The 18,455-nt window shown below is 60.4% G+C and carries 9 protein-coding genes, 1 tRNA gene and 1 pseudogene; 9 read left to right on the top strand and 2 right to left on the bottom strand.

The window, feature by feature from the left end:
• Nucleotides 1-217 precede the first annotated feature (217 nt).
• From AC13QO_RS10080 to AC13QO_RS10060, 5 genes and pseudogenes are all read left to right on the top strand, one after another.
• On the top strand, nt 218-1,474 hold the full coding sequence (locus tag AC13QO_RS10080; protein WP_085777002.1) for an NRAMP family divalent metal transporter: 1,257 nt from the start codon (nt 218-220) through the stop codon (nt 1,472-1,474).
• 74 nt (nt 1,475-1,548) lie between these two features.
• A complete protein-coding gene (locus AC13QO_RS10075) occupies nt 1,549-2,316 on the top strand; it encodes a LamB/YcsF family protein (RefSeq protein WP_488540656.1) in 768 nt (255 codons plus the stop codon).
• Nucleotides 2,317-2,361: 45 nt separating this feature from the next.
• Nucleotides 2,362-2,457, top strand: a pseudogene (locus AC13QO_RS10070) (DUF1445 domain-containing protein); the annotation flags it as partial.
• Between the two features lie 7 nt (nt 2,458-2,464).
• Nucleotides 2,465-4,081, top strand: a complete 1,617-nt coding sequence (locus AC13QO_RS10065) for a 5-oxoprolinase subunit B/C family protein (RefSeq protein WP_085777003.1) — start codon at nt 2,465-2,467, stop codon at nt 4,079-4,081.
• The gene (locus AC13QO_RS10060; RefSeq protein WP_085777004.1) at nt 4,078-5,805 is read left to right on the top strand and encodes an acetyl/propionyl/methylcrotonyl-CoA carboxylase subunit alpha; all 1,728 of its coding nucleotides are present in this window, start codon (nt 4,078-4,080) and stop codon (nt 5,803-5,805) included. Before AC13QO_RS10065 ends, AC13QO_RS10060 begins: the two co-directional genes overlap by 4 nt.
• Nucleotides 5,806-6,042: 237 nt before the next feature.
• Here AC13QO_RS10060 and AC13QO_RS10055 read toward each other — a convergent pair whose 3' ends face one another.
• A complete protein-coding gene (locus AC13QO_RS10055; RefSeq protein WP_488540580.1) occupies nt 6,043-7,935 on the bottom strand; it encodes an AsmA family protein in 1,893 nt (630 codons plus the stop codon).
• A 246-nt stretch (nt 7,936-8,181) separates the two neighbouring features.
• On the opposite strand from AC13QO_RS10055, the gene AC13QO_RS10050 reads away from it, so the two are divergent.
• Nucleotides 8,182-10,134: an acetoacetate--CoA ligase gene (locus tag AC13QO_RS10050; protein WP_488540579.1), complete on the top strand. Its 1,953-nt coding sequence runs from the start codon at nt 8,182-8,184 to the stop codon at nt 10,132-10,134.
• Between the two features lie 255 nt (nt 10,135-10,389).
• Here the strand turns inward: AC13QO_RS10050 and AC13QO_RS10045 are convergent, their stop codons facing one another.
• Entirely contained in the window at nt 10,390-14,160 is a 3,771-nt protein-coding gene (locus AC13QO_RS10045; RefSeq protein WP_488540578.1) for an ATP-binding protein, read from the bottom strand.
• A 213-nt stretch (nt 14,161-14,373) separates the two neighbouring features.
• On the opposite strand from AC13QO_RS10045, the gene AC13QO_RS10040 reads away from it, so the two are divergent.
• The 3 genes from AC13QO_RS10040 to AC13QO_RS10030 form a co-directional block, all read left to right on the top strand.
• On the top strand, nt 14,374-14,823 hold the full coding sequence (locus AC13QO_RS10040) for a phasin (protein WP_097600366.1): 450 nt from the start codon (nt 14,374-14,376) through the stop codon (nt 14,821-14,823).
• 130 nt (nt 14,824-14,953) lie between these two features.
• A tRNA-His gene (locus AC13QO_RS10035) sits at nt 14,954-15,030 on the top strand.
• A 770-nt stretch (nt 15,031-15,800) separates the two neighbouring features.
• On the top strand, nt 15,801-18,455 hold a 2,655-nt coding region (locus AC13QO_RS10030; protein ID WP_488540577.1), incomplete at its 3' end, for a M10 family metallopeptidase C-terminal domain-containing protein.

Below are 18,455 nucleotides of genomic sequence, written 5' to 3'. Positions count from 1 at the left end.
GCTACGTCTTCGCCTGCTCCCATCGCGCTGGAGGTGTCTCTGATTAAGACATTGTGTATCGATCAACAATATGAGAGATACGCTCCATTTTTGCATGTTTTTGGCGGAACGATGAGTAATGATCGTTGAACAATCTTGACAACGTCGCAGAGCAGATCATGATGGGAGTGCTAAAAGCATCCGCGAGGGGCGGGTGACGATAAACGGAGAAACTTCCATGCAGCAGACCGAGCTCGCGCACGGCCGCCAGGTTGCGGCTGTGCAAAGCGCCAAAGCGCAGCGCTACGCCTTACTTTCCGCAATGTTCCTGATGTCGATGGCAGCCGTAGGACCGGGCTTCATCACACAGACGGCCAATTTCACCGTTAAGCTCGGGGCAGCCTTTGCTTTCGCGATCATCGTTTCCATCTTGATCGACTTCGTCGTCCAGGCAAATGTCTGGCGTATTGTAACGGTGACCCGCATGCGGGCGCCGGCAGTTGCCAACGCGGCAATCCCGGGTTCAGGTTATCTGCTGGCCGTTCTGGTGATTATCGGTGGCCTGTTCTTCAATATTGGCAATATGGGAGGGGCAGGGCTTGGCCTCAATGCCATGATCGGTCTCGATCCGAAGATCGGCGGAGCGATCGGCGCCCTTGTTGCCATCGGCATCTTCGTTTCGCGTCGTGCGGGTGTGGCGATGGATCGCGTGGTCTTCGTCGCCGCCTTCGTCAAACTTGCACTTATTCTTTACGCTGCAGTCGTTTCCGGTCCACCGGTCGCTGATGCTTTCCACCAGACGGTCCTGCCATCCACAATTGACTTTGCCACCATCACCACGATCGTGGGCGGCACGATCGGCGGCTACATTACGTATGCCGGTGCGCATCGCCTGCTCGACAAAGGAACGGTCGGAGTCGAAAACATCGGCGCGGTCAATCGCGCGGCGCTGAGCGGCATCGCTATCACCGGAGTGTTGCGCTATATCCTGTTCCTGGCCGTTCTCGGCGTCGTTGCCTCTGGAGCGGTCATCGACCTGTCCGGCAAAGCAGCAAATCCGGCAGGCCAGGCCTTCCATGCCGCGGCCGGCGACATCGGCTTCCGCCTGTTCGGCGCAGTCTTCCTTGCTTCGGCGCTAACCAGCATTATCGGCGCAGCGTACACGTCGGTCTCGTTCCTCACGGCCTTCAAGCCGGATATGAGCGAGCGGCAACGTAACTTGTCGACAGTTGGTTTTATCTGCATCTCGCTGATCGCCTATATGCTTGTCACCACCCCGCCGGCCGCTATGCTTGTGTTCGTCGGCGGTCTGAACGGTCTCGTGTTGCCCATCGGTCTTTCGATCCTGTTGTTCGCAGCCTGGAAGCGCGCAGACCTGATGCATGGATACCAATATCCTCGGTGGCTCCTGGGCCTTGGTGCACTCGCCTGCTGCCTGACCTGGTACATGGCCTACAAGTCCGTTGGCCCTATCTTCGCGCTGCTCGGCTATTAAAATCATCCACCCAAACTTTAGCCGGCCATATTGGTGTGGCCACGCAAGTCCACTGCTTCAGGAGGAATATCATGATGGCCGTTATCGATCTCAACAGCGATCTTGGCGAAGGTTACGGCGCTTGGAGCATGGGGGATGATGCCGCAATGCTCGCCGTTGTTTCCAGCGCCAACATTGCCTGCGGTTTTCATGCCGGTGATCCGGCCGGGATCTACCGCACAGTCAAGGGTGCTGCTGAGAAGGGCGTCGCGGTCGGCGCGCATGTCTCCTACCCGGATCGCGTCGGCTTCGGCCGCCGCGATCTCGATGCCACCTCTGAAGAACTGATTGCCGACGTCATATATCAGATCGGCGCGCTGAAGGGCGTTGCCGCAGCCGCTCGCACGACCGTTCGTTACGTGAAGCCACACGGCGCACTCTACAATCGTATCGCGAACGACTCAAGACAGGGACGGGCCGTCATCGACGCCATAAAGGCCGTCGATCCTTCCTTAATCCTAGTGGGCCTTGCCGGAGCACCCATTCTTGATCTCGCCCGCAAGGAGGGGCTCGTTGTTGTCGCAGAAGCCTTTGCCGACCGAGCCTATACTCCGCAGGGACAATTGGTCTCCCGCCGCCAAGCCGGTGCGGTGCTGCACGACGCCACCCATATCGCCGAGCGCATGTTGCAGCTTGCCCGTGAAGGTACGCTTGAGGCCATCGACGGCAGCAGCATCAAGATTGAAGCGCAATCCATCTGTGTTCATGGCGACAGCCCCGACGCCGTTGCCATAGCACAGGAAGTCCGCCGCCGTTTCGAACTGGAAGGCGTCGAAATCCGTTCGTTCACGCCCGGCAATTGAGGAACAGCGCATGAGCATTCCCCCTCTTGCCTTAGGCAAGCCGTGGCAGCCATCATGGCCTCCGGCGTTCGCTTCGCCATAACCCGTGCACCGAGCCACATGTTCGTAACCGACATTTCCGATTCTGCCGATCACGTGTGAGAACAGAATGCGTTTTCTTCCGGTCAGCCTCACCACCCTGCTTGTCGAACTGGCCGATCTTGACCAGACGCTTGCTTTGTTCGCCTCCCTTCAAGCCGATCCGATCGAAGGTATCGAAGAAACAGTTCCGGCGGCCCGGACGCTGATGATCCGTTTTCGCCCAGAGAGAATTAGCGGCGAGACACTGGCAAGCAGGCTTGCGACCCGCGATCTCTCGGCCAAAATCGCCGTCTCGGAAAATCTCGTCGAAATTCCCGTTCGTTACGACGGCGAAGATCTCGGCGACGTCGCTGAATTGACCGGCCTGAGTGTTGAAGAGGTCATCCGTCGGCACACCGAAAGCGAGTTCATTGTCGCCTTTTGTGGTTTTGCGCCCGGTTTCGGCTATCTCGTCGGTGGCGACCCCGCGCTTCACGTACCACGCCGCCAAAGCCCCCGCACCCGTATACCCGCTGGCTCCGTCGGGCTTGCCGGCGCTTTCAGTGGCGTCTACCCGCAAAACAGCCCCGGTGGCTGGCAGATCATCGGCACAACGCCATTGAAGATGTGGGATATCGATCGCGATCCAGGCGCGCTTCTCCAGCCTGGTTATCGCGTCCGCTTCCTCAATATGGCAGGCAACACCGTTTCTGTTGCCTCCACGACGCCGCGTAAAGATGAGGCGGAAACAGACAGGACCGCACCACGCTTCGAGGTTCTTGCGGCACCGATGCCGGCGCTGTTTCAGGATCTCGGACGCTTCGGCCAAACCGGGCAGGGCATCTCGGCAGCCGGAGCGCTTGATCGAAGTGCTTTCAATGCCGCTAACCGCATTGTCGGCAATCCCGCCAACACACCCTGTCTTGAACTGACGCTCGGCGGTTTTTCCTTCAAAAGCTCAAGCCGGACCGTTATTGGTGCTGCCGGAGCGCTCGGCTCGATCACGATCAAAACCGCAGCCGGACGCACATTCACTGCCGAAGCTTATGCCCCGGTATCCGTTGAGCCCGGCGATGTGGTGACCTTTGGCCAACCGCTGAAGGGCATGCGCAGCTATCTTGCTGTGCGCGGCGGTTTCAAGGTCGAACCTGTTCTTGGCAGCGTAGCAACCGATACGTTGGCGATTGTCGGCCCCCAGCCGGTCACTGCTGGCTCAACCCTCTTTTTAAATCTCGTGAACTCAGGCCTTTCGAGCGTTTCGATCTTCGAGGTACCGGCTTTCGATCCACCGGGGCCTTGCGATGTGGTAACGCTCGATGTGGTTCTGGGTCCTCGCACGGACTGGTTCACGCAAAGGGGACTCGAGACCCTGACAGGCCAGCTATGGCAGGTGACGCCACAGTCGAATCGCGTCGGCATCCGGCTGGCTGGCGACATTCCGGTCGAACGGAAGGATAGCGCCGAACTGGCAAGCGAAGGTACTGCGACAGGCGCCATCCAGATACCTCACAGCGGCCAGCCGGTCCTGTTCCTTAACGATCACCCGTTGACCGGCGGTTATCCGGTTATCGGCGCAGTCGCCAATTATCACCTTGATCTTGCGGGTCAGATTCCGGTGAACGCAAAAATCAGGTTCCGGCCAATAGGCCCGTTCGCCGAAATATCGGCGGGCGAGAACCCAGAATTCCGAGGAGAACAGCGATGAAGAAAGTACTGATTGCCAATCGGGGCGAGATCGCGGTGCGCATCATCCGCGCCTGCTGCGACTACGGTATCCAGTCCGTCGCCGTTTATGCCGACCCTGATCAAGACGCACTATTTGTGCGCCTGGCGGATGAGGCTTATGCACTTGAAGGTATCCGCCCTGCGGAAACCTATCTTGACATTTCCAAGCTGATCGCCATTGCAAAACGTGCCGGCGCAGACGCCGTACACCCCGGTTATGGTTTTCTCTCCGAGCGCGCCGAATTTGCGCAAGCGGTAATGGATGCCGGTTTGACCTGGATCGGCCCGGCCCCCCAGGTCATTGAAGCGCTCGGCGACAAGGTGGAGGCGCGACGCATTGCCACCAGCGTAGGTGCACCGTTGGTCGCGGGAAGCGATGGTCCAGTCTGCTCCGCCGCAGAAGTCATCGCCTTTGCCGAGGAATATGGCCTTCCTGTTGCCATCAAGGCGGCTCACGGCGGCGGCGGTCGCGGCCTGAAGGTCGCGTGGAAAATGGAGGAAATCTCCGATCTTTACGAATCCGCCGTTCGTGAAGCAACCGCCGCCTTTGGTCGCGGCGAATGTTTCCTCGAACGTTTCCTCGATCGACCCCGCCATATCGAAGCGCAGGTCGTTGCGGACAAGCACGGCAATGTCCTCGTTCTTGGAACGCGAGACTGCTCCCTACAGCGCCGGAACCAGAAACTGATCGAAGAAGCGCCGGCACCTTTCTTGTCCAAGGAGCAGCGGCACAAGATTCACGAGGCGGCGAAATCAATCATCGCGGCTGCAGGCTATTCAGGTGCCGGTACCGTTGAATTCCTGCTCGGCGTTGACGGAACGATTTCCTTCCTCGAAGTCAATACTCGGCTTCAGGTGGAACATCCCGTAACCGAGGAAACGACTGGCATCGATCTGGTCATCGAGCAATTTCGCATCGCAGAAGGCCATAAGCTGCGTGTCATCGATACGCCGGAACCGCGTGGCCATTCCATGGAGTTTCGCATCAACGCCGAAGACCCCGGCCGGGGTTTCCTGCCGACGCCCGGCTCCATCTCGGTTTTCGATGCGCCTTCCGGCCCCGGAATACGTGTGGACAGTGGCGTCGTTGGCGGTTCCAGCATTCCGGGCGTGTTCGATTCGCTGATGGCGAAGCTCATCGTAAGCGGCTCAGACCGAGACGAAGTGCTGCGCCGCGCTCGCCGCGCCTTAAAAGAATTCCGCATCGAGGGCGTGGCAACCGTCCTGCCGTTCCACCGTGCGGCCATCGAAACCAAGGACTTCATCGGCAGCGATGGTTTCAAGGTGCATACGCGATGGATCGAGACTGACTTTGCCGCCATGCCAGACGCGATGGAACGTCCCGAACCGGCAAATGACCCATCCATGACCCACACATGGCTGGAGATTGACGGCAAGCGCGTATCAGTTGGACTGCCAAACATATTGTTATCCGGTCTTAGCACAGTCGGTCGGATCGACACCGCCGCAGCCGATGCGAACGGTCAAAACAAGGAAGAAGGCGTTGTGGCACCAGTTTCCGGAACGCTGCAATCCTTCAAGGTAGAGGATGGCGCTACTGTTGCCGAAGGTGATCTCCTGGCGGTCATGGAGGCCATGAAGATGGAAACACAGATCGCTGCCCCGAAGGCGGGCAAGGTCCACCTTCTTGTAAAGGAAGGCGACTATCTGCAGGCTGGCGTGCCGCTCATGGCGCTTGAATAGTATGAAGGAGCACGGTCGATCTACCGCCGCCATACGATTGGTAATTAACCGATCGTCCCCGGCGCAGGCTGGTCTTGCTCGGAATGCTTTTCGCCGATGACCGCCAGGCCTTTTCTCGGCGAGAGGCTGGTACGCCCGCCCTTTGAGAAGGCCGCAGCGTTGGGTTGCCGCCAACTAGCGATTCGCTGTGTCAATGGAACTTGTTGTGAAACGACGGCAGATCGGTCGTCCCGATGGCTATTGCGCGTGGGGCGCGGTGTTCAGAAGTGGAACCGGCGAGATCACCGGGTTCGGCCATGAGCCGCCGACGAAGAACGGCAGAAGCGGCAGCTCTGCTGCCTTGGCCGGATCGGTTGTCTCCAGCGAACCGGAAAGCGCCAGACCGTTGGACTGATAGGTGACCACGCCGGAAAGCGCCAGCGTCTGCGTCGGCCCGACGATGCGGGCGTCATGGATTTCGGCGGAGCCGTTGGCGAAATCGGCCTGAAGGTCCAATTGGTTGAAGGCGAAAGCGCCGCCCGCTGCGGCACTCAGCGGAAAGAACGGCTTTTGGGCCGCCTGTGTCCTGAGCGCTCCTAGGTCAATTCCGGGAATCGTGCCCTCCCTCGTCCAGAAATGCAGTCTGCCGGTGACGTCGGCAAGACCGGCCGTCCAGATCGCCTTCGACGACTGCAGGTCGAGATCGAGCGATCCCGTCGCAAGCGGCAGCGGCCCTTTGAGCTGCAGACGCTCGGCAAGGCCGGCGAAGTCGGCGTCGCGGATCGACAGCTGCAGCTTGCCGCCGCCGTCGAAGTCACGCCGCGTCGCCTCCAGATGCGCCGTCATTTCGCCGCCTTCGAAGCCGCTGTCGCCGATATCGAATTTCGCCTCGCCGCCGGTGACGATCATGCTGGCGCCGACATCGGAAAGCTGGAAGCGGCCCATCTCGGCGCGCCGCGCCGAAAGCCTGACGTCGACGTCGAGCAACTGCAGCGGTTCGCTGATGCCGGCGGAGATGTCCTCCGCCTCACCGGCCGCCAATCTCAGGGCGAAAGCATCAAGGAACGGCTTCAGGTTCATCTGGTCGAAGGCGAGCGTGCCTCCGATCTTCGGCCGTCTGCCGGCCGTGGTCGAAAGGTCCATCACGCCGGTGGCGCTTGCCTCGTTCAGCGACAGGCTGAGATCGTTGAAACGCAGCCCGCTGCCCGACGACATGATGTCGGATTCCAGCGAGGCGCTCTTCAGCGTGCCGACGCCGGGGAGCGATCTGCCTGACCATGTCAGAAACGCCGGCACATCGGGAATGCTGACGGCGATATTGCCGGACAGCGCCGAAAGGCTGGCGATGCTGGCGATCCCTTGAAAATGGGCCGTCAGCAGGTTTGACGTCAGCGATGTCCGCGTCTCGGCGCTCTTGCCGGCAAAGGCAAGCAGCGGCTGGCGCGAGGCGAAATCCACCTTCAGGTCCACGCCGTTGATACGGGCGATCACGACAGCCGAGATCGCGCCCGAGAGCCGTGGCCAGCCGATGTCGGCCGTGACGCTGTCGAAATTGTAAGTCTTGGCGCTCTTGAGGTCGGTGAGGGCAAGCGTGCCGTCCTCGACGGTGACCGCACCGATCTCGGCATCGAGAGCGGGATCGAGCACCTCAGCCCCGGTTTCGTAGCGCACGCCGCTGATCGCGCGCGCAAGCAGGCCGGAGTGACTCCAGTCGATCAGGCCATTCTCGTCACGCGTCAGCGCCAGATTGGGCCGCAGCAGATGGAATTCGTGGAAACTCGTCCGGCCTCTCAGCGCATCGATCAGGCTGAAATCCGCCGACAGGCTTTCAATACTGCCGAGCAGCTTGTCGCCGCTTTCGCGCGGCTGGCGGATGGTGACCTGGTTGAGCGTGATGCGCGGCGTCGGCCAGAATTCGAGAACCGGATTACCCTTGATCTCGGCATGGTAGCCCGTCCATTTCGACAGCGCATCCTCGATGCCGGAGCGCACGAAACCCGTGGTGATGAGATAGGGTGCTGCGACCCTGAGGGCTACGAACAGCGCAAGCGCAACCAGCAGAAGCAGCGTCGACATGCGGGCAAAGGCCGGAAGCCAGCGCGAAACGGGCCCGATCTTCCTGCGCCACCTGCGATGTCTAGACGTACTCATGATCTCCGCCGCTTACCGGTCAAGCGCTGATTTCGCCCGATATATGAAATATCAGGGCTACGCAATCCAATGCATGTCGCCCGGAGGCGTGCAGCGGTTCCGGGACAATGACATCATAAAACGAAGAGCCGAACCGCGTCGCATGAATCCGGTTTATGCGACGCGTTTAGGCTTAGGATCGGACGGTCGCGCTCTTTATAATGCAATGCAGCATGATATAAGGACGGGATTGGGGAGGAGAAGTGAATGCAGGATAACAAGCCACTTTGGGTGCCCTCGGCCGAGACCGTTGCAACAAGCCCGATCCATACCTTCATCGAGCGCTGTAATTCCGAGTTCGGGCTTGCGCTTTCCGGCTTCGAGGATCTGCATGCATGGTCGGTGGCCGAGCGGGAGAAGTTCTGGTCGAGCGTCTGGGATTTCTGCGGCGTGAAGGGAGAGCGCGGCGCTAAGGTGCTCGTCGACGGCGACAGCATGCTGGAGGCCCGCTTCTTTCCCGATGCGACGCTGAACTTCGCCGAAAACCTGCTGGCTGGCCGCGGCGATGCCGACGCCATCATCTTCCGCGGCGAGGACAAGGCCGAAGACCGCTGGTCGTGGGACCGGCTGCGCGCCTTGGTCTCGAAGCTGCAGCAGGCCCTCACGGCACTTGGCATCGGCAAGGGCGACCGCATCGCCGCCATGATGCCGAACATGCCGGAAACCGTCGCCGCCATGCTCGCCGCCGCGTCGATCGGCGCCATATGGTCGTCCTGCTCTCCCGATTTCGGCGAGCAGGGCGTGCTCGACCGCTTCGGCCAGATTGGCCCCAGGCTTTTCATCGCCTGCGATGCCTATTGGTATTCCGGCAAACTGCAGGATGTCGGTCCCAAGGTTGCCGCGGTGGCGACGAGCCTCGGTGTCCCGACGATTGTCGTCCACTATGCCGGCGATGCCGAGGCGGTGTCGAACAGGACGCCAGGGGCTTCGACGCTGGACGCCTTCATTGCTCCCTATGAGGCCAAGGAGATCGCCTTCACGCCGCTTGCTTTCGGCCATCCGCTCTACATCCTCTTTTCCTCAGGCACGACCGGGGTGCCGAAATGCATCGTCCATTCGGCCGGCGGCACGCTGCTGCAGCATCTCAAGGAGCACCGGCTGCATTGCGGCCTGGAGGCAGGCGAGAAGCTCTTTTACTTCACCACCTGCGGCTGGATGATGTGGAACTGGCTGGTCAGCGGGCTCGCCAGCGGTGCCACGCTCTGCCTGTTCGACGGCTCGCCCTTTGCACCTGACGGCAATGTGTTGTTCGACTATGCCGAGGCGGAAAAATTCGCGATTTTCGGCACCTCGGCAAAGTATATCGATGCGGTGCGCAAGGGCGGGTTGACGCCGCGCAAAAGCCACGATCTCTCCAGCCTCCGGCTGATGACCTCCACCGGCTCGCCGCTGTCGCCCGAGGGCTTCACCTTCGTCTATGAGGGCATCAAGGAAGATGTACAGCTCGCCTCGATCTCGGGCGGCACCGACATCGTTTCCTGTTTCGTGCTCGGCAATCCGCTGCAGCCGGTCTGGCGCGGCGAGATCCAGGGGCCGGGCCTCGGTCTTGCGGTCGACGTCTGGGATGATGACGGCAAGCCGGTGCGCGGCGAGAAGGGCGAACTCGTCTGCACCAAGGCCTTCCCCTCCATGCCTGTCATGTTCTGGAACGACCCTGATGGCGCCAAATATCGGGCCGCCTATTTCGACCGGTTCGACAATGTCTGGTGCCATGGCGATTTTGCCGAATGGACGGAGCATGGGGGCCTCGTCATCCACGGCCGCTCGGATGCGACGCTCAATCCCGGCGGTGTGCGCATCGGCACGGCCGAGATCTACAACCAGGTGGAACAGATGGACGAGGTGGCCGAGGCACTGTGCATCGGCCAGGAGTGGGATGACGACGTGCGTGTCATCCTCTTCGTCCGCCTTGCCCCTGGTGTGACGCTGACCGAGGATCTCATCAAGGCGATCAAGACGCGCATTCGCACAGGCACCTCGCCGCGGCACGTGCCGGCAAAGGTCATCGCGGTAGCCGATATACCCCGCACCAAGTCAGGCAAGATTGTCGAGCTTGCGGTGCGCGAGGTGGTGCACGGCAGGCCAGTGAAAAACCAGGAGGCGCTCGCCAACCCCGAAGCATTGGGCCTCTTCGCTGATTTGAGCGAACTGAGGGACTGATAAGGAACGGTAAACCACAAGCTTTCACCATTCAGCAATGACCTGTCATGGAAACCTTTCGTTAAGAAACCTTTGTCAAAGGTGAAACAACTTGGGGGCCGCACATGAACGAGGCGGCCTGAAGCCTCCGGGCTTACGAAACATGACGTTGATCGACTGAGCTCTTGTTGAACAGCACCCATTCAAGGCAGCCTCCGGCTGCCTTTTTTTTGCCTGCCGTGCAGCCTTCAGGCGGCTCCGCTCCGCAGATGGGGTTCAGCCGGCCAGCACGCGTTGCGACGGGAAGGTGATCTCGACGAGCGTGCCTTCGTTCGGCGCCGAATTGATCGAGAATGTGGCCCGGTTGGCATCCACCATCGCCTTGGTCAGCGGCAGGCCGAGCCCTGTGCCGTCGCCGCGATGGCGTGACTGGGTCGAGGAGACCTGGCGGAACGGCTTCATCGCATGGTCGAGTTCGGCGCGCGTCATACCGATGCCCGTATCGCGGACCCTCAACACCACGCTGCCATTCGCCTCGTAGGAGGTGGAAACGACGATCTGCCCGCCAGACGGGGTAAAGCGGATGGCGTTCGACAGGATGTTGAGCGCGATCTGCTTGATCGAGCGCAGATCCGCTACGACCTCCGGGACCGAATGCGACAGCGCCGTGCGGATGATGACGCGCTGGCCGTTTGCCTGCGGCTGGACGAGGGCGACGGCCTCCGAGACTGCCTCGTTGAGGCCGACGGCGGCGAAGTCAAGATCCATCTCGCCTGCCTCGATTTTCGAAATGTCGAGGAGATCATTGACGATATCGAGGACGTGCCGGCCGGAGCGGCCGATATCGTTGGCATACTCGATATAACGGGGATGGCCGATCGGACCGAAGCGCTCGCCGGCCATCATGTCGGAAAAGCCGATGATGGCATTGAGCGGCGTGCGGATTTCATGACTGACGCGCGCGAGGAAATCGGTCTTGTGGGCGTTGGCGGTTTCGGCCGCGCCCTTGGCGTTGCGCAGCTCATCCTCGGTGCGTTTCCACTGCGTGATATCGCGGATGACGGCGCAATAGCCGTTCGAGGAGGTCAGCCGGCCCATCGTCATGAACAGCGGCACGAAGCCGCCGCCGGCCTCGCGGCCGATCACCTCACGCCCGTCGTTCAGCACACTTGCCACGCCGTGGCCGGAAAGGCCGTTCAGATAGTCGAGGACGGCTTTCTGGCTCTCATGGGCAAACAGCATGACGAAGGATTTGCCGCGCGTCTCCTGCTCGTCGTAATTGAAGAGCGCGCTTGCCGACCGGTTCATCGAACGGATATCACCCTCGGTGCCGATGACGACGACGCCGTCGGTCGCCGTTTCGAGGATCGAGCGCAATTCCTCGACCTCGACCTGAAGCTTGGCGACCTTCTCGACCATCCGCTCCGGACGCGCTTCGGGGCGGTTGCTGTCGCCGCGGCCATCTTCCTTGCCTTCCACTGGCATCAACGCCAGCATCAGAGCATTGGCATCTTCCCACCGCACCGATTGCAGCCGGGCAGTCACCGGCGTCAGCGTGTCGTCGGCCTTGACGAGCATCATAGTGCCGGAACCGGCTGCCTTTTCCTCAAGTTCGCGGCGCTGCAGCAGCGCTTCGATACCGCCGACCTCACGCAGCGCGTCGAGCGAATGGTAACCCGTCAGCCGCATGAATTCGGGATTGGCATGGATCAGTTGATCGCCGACATGGATAAGCACTGCGACCGGCAATTGGTCGACCGTACCGGCCGAAAGCCCGTCAATCATCTTCACGCGCGGCGGGATAAAACTTGTGAGAACCTCGATCTGGCTGACCGTCTCCTCAAGCCCTTCCGTCGGCTCGTCCTCGGCGATGGCGTCGGGTTCTTGAGCGGCGTCTTCGCGCAGCGGGTCGACCACGTTCTCGAAGATTGCCTCCTGCGGCGCCGTCTGCTCGACCGAAGCGGCGTAGGCCGTATCGGCGGCGGGCGTTTCGCCGGTGATGGCTCTTTCTTCGAAGGATGCTGATTCCGTAGCGACAGTGCCCGTCGGCGGGGCGTCAGGCTCTTGCCTGCGGGCGCCGAAGGCTTCCAGGCGCTTGGCGATTTCGCGGAAGTTTGCCTGTTCGGCGGCCGTCAATGCGGCGCCTGTGCTGTGAAGCTGCACGACCTTGTCGGTCGAACGGCGATTGGGCGTTTCCACGATGCGAAGCGCCGGGGGTTCGTCTGCGGCTTCGGCCGCTGGCGCTTCACTGGCGCCCTCCTGCATCTCTTCGGCGGCGCTCTCCCGGGCGGGCGGCTCGAAGCCGGCCTCTTCTCCGGTCGCTTCGAAAGGCGTCTCTTCGGTCTGCGGGTGGTCCTCGATCGCGTCCGCTGCGATCGTTTCCGACGGGGCCGCTTCGGACCCGGCGTGAATGTCGTGTGCCGACTCGGTGACAGAGGGGTCGGCCGCCAGGCCGAGGCTTGCGGCATCATGGCCGATGCCGTCCGGTCCGAGCGTCAGGCCGAGCGCCAGCGGATCCTCCTGCGCATCGGAAAGCCGGACGACGCCGAAGCCGCGGAAACCGTCGAAGTCGCGATTGCGGGTATAGGTCGGCAGAGCGGCGAGATCGACCGGGACGACGAGGCTGGTGCCTTCGACCGGCCAAAGGATCGTCTTGCCCGACCATGTGTCGCGGCGCGCAAGCGCCTCGGAAATCTTGCCCTCGGGATCGAGATTGAAGAGAGCGGCGATATCGCTGAAAGCGGAGCCGATGATGGCGGATGCATGCGGACCGACGGCCTCGGCAAATTCGTGGCTGACCTCGTTGAACCGGCCTTCCGCATCGATCTTCCAGACGAAGCGGGTGGCACGGCTATTCGGCCTGAAGACGAAACCGGGCTCGGGCGCAAGCGACAGGGCGGGGGCAGAGTCGGACGCTGCGGTTGTTGCGATGGCCGGCTCTTCGCGCGCGGCTTCCAGCGCCTCATCGATGGCCATTTGGCCGGCTTCGGCAGGCGTTTCAGCCGTCAAGGCCGCTTCCGCCGCGTCGTCGGCGGTCGCAGCGGGCTCGTCGACCTCATCCATGCGGCCCTCGGTCGCGCCGTCGCCGTTCTCCGGGGCTTCGTCTGGGGCCGGATTCTCGTCGGCAACCGCCGCCTCTGCGGATGTGAGGGCCGCCTCTGCCGGCTGTTCCCGGTCGTCGGCGAACTCCTCCAGCGTCTCCTCGACCTCTTCGATCCCCGAGACCGCATCGACGATCTCGCCGATCCCGGTCGCCGCAGCCGCCGCTTGCGAGGGAAGTTCGGATGACGACGCGCCTTCTTCCCCCGCCGGCGCGTCAGCCGCCTGCGGCGGTCCGTCGACTGCATCGAGCATGGGCGCGTCGACCGGATCAAGATGCCCGATCGCAGTTTCCACGGCAAAGAGCAGATTGAGCGCCGGCTCGTCGCTGAGCCTGCCGACCGCAGCCGGAAGATAGCCCCTGCCGGTGGCGACCGGGCGCTTCACCAGGCGATCGGGATGCGCGCCGGCAAGGTTGATCAAGGCCTTTGCGGTCTCGCTTGATATGGCGAGCGAGGCAAAGCCCGGCGAGGCTGCGATGACCTCGCCATTGGCGCCGATGACGGCCATATGCGTATCGGGATCATCGAGGCCCTGCAGCATCTGGGCCGCCGCAGCGCTAGCCGTCAGCGGCCTTGCCGATACCGGCACGGAAAACAGAATGGCCTTCTCGCCTGATGAAAGCCGGATCAGTTCGGCCGCCGCCTGCACCTGCACGCGCTGAAAGCCCTTGGCGACGCGGATCATCAGGCTTCTGTTGTCACCGATATCGGCGAGCTGACGCGCCGCCGTTTCCAGCTGCCGAAAGGTGATGTCGGTGCGATCGACGCCCTGATCGAGCAGGTCGTAGATCGCCGAATGGCCGAAAAGCTCCGCACCTGCGCCGTTTGCCCAGAGCAGGCGGGCAAGATCTGATGAAAACAGCACCATGGCTTCGCCGCGCGAAAAGCGCTCCCGCACCCGCGCATGCACGGCGATATCGATGAACGGATACTGGACTGCGGGCATGATCAAACCTTGTCGCTGTCGGCCTTCTAAATTAACGGCTTATTAATAACTGCAGGTCGCATGCCGGTCCAGAACAGCGGGGTGCTTTCAGCCGAAAGGGTTAATGACTTGTGCGTTGCACAATTTATGTTGCAATGCACAATAAGATGTTTTATATAGACGTCATTCGATGATCACAGGCAGCAACTGCCTTAGCCCAAAGGAATGCGACCCATGGCTACCATAAAGACCGATGATGTTTTTTCAATCGCTTCTTTCGACCCCTCCAAGTTGGCTGAATCCTTCCGTGAATTCGCTGAAAAGGGCGCACAGCAGTCGAAAGACGCCTACGCCAAGCTGAAGAGCGCTGGCGAAGAAGCCGGCAAGACACTCGAGGCGACCGTCCAGACGGCACAGGCCGGCACCGTCGAGATCGGCCTGAAGGCGATCGACGTCCTGCGCGTCAACGCCGAAACCTCCCTCTCGCACATGGAAGCACTGCTCGGTGTCAAGTCCGTCGCCGAATTCGTCGAGCTGCAGACCTCGTTCCTGCGCAAGCAGGCCGAGCTCGCCGTCGATCAGGCGAAGTCGATCCAGGAAACCACCAAGCAGGTTGCCGAAAAGCTTGCAAAGCCCTCCAAGGAAGCCGCCGAAAAGGCCATGGCGTCCTTCAAGGTCGCTTGATCGGCTCCGGCCTATCGCAAATAAAAGGCTGGACCTCGCGTCCAGCCTTTTTGTATATTGATGAGGAATGGGACTTGAATTCATCGCCAAGTCCTCGTATGTGACCCCCGTCGCGCCAAACGTGATTTATGCGGTTGTAGCTCAGTTGGTTAGAGCGCAGGTTTGTGGCACCTGAGGTCAGTGGTTCGACCCCACTCAACCGTACCATCTCCCCACTTCAGTCCCCATCAGATCGCTCCTTCTAGATAATCTCATCTCGATCGAGCATCTCGATAGAAATGTTAAACTGTATCCGTAATGATCCTGCACGGGTGTTGTCGTGTCCTGCCAGAAAGCCCCGGGTTTGACGCGTGGAATGGCTGACGAGGCGCGCCTCCTGTCGACTGGAGCGTGCTGAAGGCTGATTAAGCGGCGCCGAAGAGAATATACGCTTCCGAAGGCGACTTTGCTGCTTGTTTGCCACACCAAATCGAACATTCAGGAAGTACAACCCGCCCGTATGGTGCGATGCCACCGGGTGCGCTGCATGTGCGGCACGCAGTAGCTGGGGTTTCCAATCGCAATAGTCCGCCACTCGATTACGAACGATCCGACCACGCAAGGAAAATTGCGGAAGATGCGAACCGCCTAGCCCACCCGCGGCAGCAGAGGTGCAGTCAACGATCATCGGTGCCGAAAAATCCGGACCTCGCTCCCCGATGAGCCCGGACACTTACTAAATTTCAGCAGATAACCGTAACTTCAATTTAAGTGCCGTCATGCCAGCAATTGCGAAGGTTCGGACGGGCAGGATCTTGGAAATATGTCTTCTGGCCAATGTTAGAGGTTGCGGAGGAAAAGCTTCATAAGCGCAAGTCGCCATGATCAAAAATTTTCTCGAATAGAAATAAAGCTTTTGGTTGAATTTCCTTTCCGAATGCAGCAGAGGGAAATCGGCGTAAGACGCGGTCGAAATGGAATAGGTAAACGGGAATTTTATGACGAATCTCATTACTCCGACGAAGAACGTCACATTGACCGGTGATCAGAAAGTTGACGGGCTCGTCAACGGCACTGCCTGGGACGGAACGATAACCTATGCCTTTCCTACGACCTCGTCGTCTTATGCCTATAGCGGCGAGAAAGACTATTCATTCTCTTCGATTTCGTCGCAACAGCGGTCTTTTGCCTCGTTCTTCATGGAGCAATCCTATGGGAGTGCGGCAAATGACGGCTTCTCCGTAGAGGGGTTCACGAACGCCAACTTTGAGGCCGGAAGCGCGGCTAACGCAACTGTGCGGTTCGCTCAATCGTCGCAGCCTCCGACGGCATGGGCCTACACTCCAAATATCGGCGGCCATGGCGGCGATGTCTGGTTTGGGACGGGGTACGCCGGCACCGAAGATGATCTTCGCTTCCCGAGGTTCGGCAACTATGCGGGCCATACCGTGGCGCATGAGCTGGGTCACGCTCTCGGACTGAAACATGCTCACGAAGCTGGTTATCCTAATACGACAGTCGTTCCGCGTGCTTACGATTCGGTCGAGTATACGATCATGTCTTACCGCACGTATGTCGGAGACAGTTTGAGCGGGTACAAGTACGAGCATGATGGCGCGCCACAAACCTTCATGATGCTCGATATCGCCGCCCTGCAGGAAATGTATGGCGCAGACTACACGACCAACAGTGGCGATACCGTTTACAAGTGGAATCCGAACCAGGGCATCACCTATGTCAACGGCGTTGCGGCCATCACGCCCGCAGCCAACCGCATCTTCGCGACAATCTGGGACGGCGGCGGTATCGATACTTATGATTTGAGCGCTTATACGACCGCCCTCAAGATCGACTTGCGAGCAGGCGGGTACTCGGTTTTTTCTCAAGGGCAGCTGTCCTACCTGGGTGGAGGTCCGAATAACGGCTATGCCCGCGGCAACATTTTCAACGCCCTGCTTTTTCACGACAATGTTGCATCATTGATCGAGAACGTTAAGGCCGGCTCCGGCAACGATACGGTTATGGGCAATGAGGCGGACAATACGCTCTGGGGCAATGCTGGAAATGATACCCTTACCGGCGATTCCGGCAATGACATACTCGATGGCGGCGCCGGTATCGACAAGCTGGCGGGCGGGGTGGGCGACGACCTCTACATCGTCGACAATGCCAGCGACACCGTGATCGAGAGTGCCAATGAGGGGACGGACTCGGTCCGGACGACGCTTTCTTATACACTCAGCGCCAACGTCGAAAATCTGACCTACACCGGCACCACCACGTTCATCGGTCACGGCAATGCGGCGGCCAATGTGATCACCGGCGGGACGGGATCTGATTGGCTGGATGGGGAGGCCGGCGACGACACGCTGATCGGTGGTGCGGGCGACGATACCTATGAGGTCGATAGTCTCGGCGATGTCGTGGTCGAGGCTGCCGACGGCGGCACTGACAAGATCCGGACCGATCTTGCGGCTTATTCGCTCGCGGACATCGCCAATGTCGAGAACCTATCCTTCGTAGGTAACGCCAATTTTACCGGTGTCGGTAATAGTCTCGACAATATAATTACTGGTGGGTTAGGCGACGATACGCTCTCCGGTGAGGCCGGCAATGATACTCTGAATGGTACATGGGGAAATGACTCTCTTGCCGGTGGGGTCGGCAACGATATTTATGTCGTTTACGATGCCGGCGACACTATCATTGAAAACGCCGACGAGGGCATAGACACAGTTCAGACGTATGCGGCGAGCTACACACTGAGCGCCAACGTTGAGAACCTCACCAAAATCGGCTCGGGTGTATTTGCCGGCACTGGCAACAATCTCAACAACACCATCACCGGCGGTGCGGCCATCGATATTTTGTCGGGCGGTGCCGGTGATGACACGCTGAACGGCGGCGCCGGCGCCGACACGCTGATCGGCGGGACGGGCAACGACACTTACATCGTTGACAACACGTCCGACATCGTCACCGAAAACGCCAATGAGGGCATCGATACGGTGCAAACGGCGCTGGCAAGCTATACTCTGGCCGCCAATGTCGACAATCTCATCTATGGCGGCACGGCAGCCTTTATCGGGACGGGCAATGACCTTGCTAACACGATCAAGGGCGCGGCAGGTGCCGACACCCTGGACGGGAAGGCCGGAGCAGACATACTGCTCGGTGGAACGGGCAACGACACCTATCTTATCGATAACGTTGGCGACGTCGTCACCGAAAGGCCGAATGAAGGAGCCGATCTGGTCAAGACGACGGTTTCTTCCTACGCTTTGACCAATAATGTCGAAAATCTGATCTTCATCGGCACTGGTGATTTCACCGGCACCGGCAATGCGCTCGCTAACACGATCACCGGCGGCGCCGGTAACGACACGCTGGACGGTGGCGCCGGCGCCGACACGCTGGCAGGCGGCGCCGGCAACGACATCTATGTGGTCGACAGTGCGAGCGACGTCGTCAACGAGGCGGTTGGCGCCGGCACCGACGAAATCCGCACGGCGCTTGCAACCTATTCGATCGCCGCATTGGTCAATGTCGAGAACCTGACCTATACGGGCTCCGCCAACTTCACCGGCACCGGCAATGCATTCGCTAACACGATCATCGGCGGCGCCGGCAATGACACGCTGAATGGCGGGGCA

The organism is Rhizobium sp. CNPSo 3670 (assembly GCF_057784555.1).
Note: the sequence above shows the minus strand (reverse complement) of the source record. Positions and strands in the feature narration are given on the sequence as shown.

What these genes read in the sequence shown, in the direction of transcription:
- AC13QO_RS10050 (WP_488540579.1), top strand. Translation starts at nt 8,182, where the DNA reads ATGCAGGATAACAAGCCACTTTGGGTGCCCTCGGCCGAGACCGTTGCA.
- AC13QO_RS10080 (WP_085777002.1), top strand. Translation starts at nt 218, where the DNA reads ATGCAGCAGACCGAGCTCGCGCACGGCCGCCAGGTTGCGGCTGTGCAA.
- AC13QO_RS10040 (WP_097600366.1), top strand. Translation starts at nt 14,374, where the DNA reads ATGGCTACCATAAAGACCGATGATGTTTTTTCAATCGCTTCTTTCGAC.
- AC13QO_RS10055 (WP_488540580.1), bottom strand. Translation starts at nt 7,935, where the DNA reads ATGAGTACGTCTAGACATCGCAGGTGGCGCAGGAAGATCGGGCCCGTT.
- AC13QO_RS10060 (WP_085777004.1), top strand. Translation starts at nt 4,078, where the DNA reads ATGAAGAAAGTACTGATTGCCAATCGGGGCGAGATCGCGGTGCGCATC.
- AC13QO_RS10045 (WP_488540578.1), bottom strand. Translation starts at nt 14,160, where the DNA reads ATGCCCGCAGTCCAGTATCCGTTCATCGATATCGCCGTGCATGCGCGG.
- AC13QO_RS10065 (WP_085777003.1), top strand. Translation starts at nt 2,465, where the DNA reads ATGCGTTTTCTTCCGGTCAGCCTCACCACCCTGCTTGTCGAACTGGCC.
- AC13QO_RS10075 (WP_488540656.1), top strand. Translation starts at nt 1,549, where the DNA reads ATGGCCGTTATCGATCTCAACAGCGATCTTGGCGAAGGTTACGGCGCT.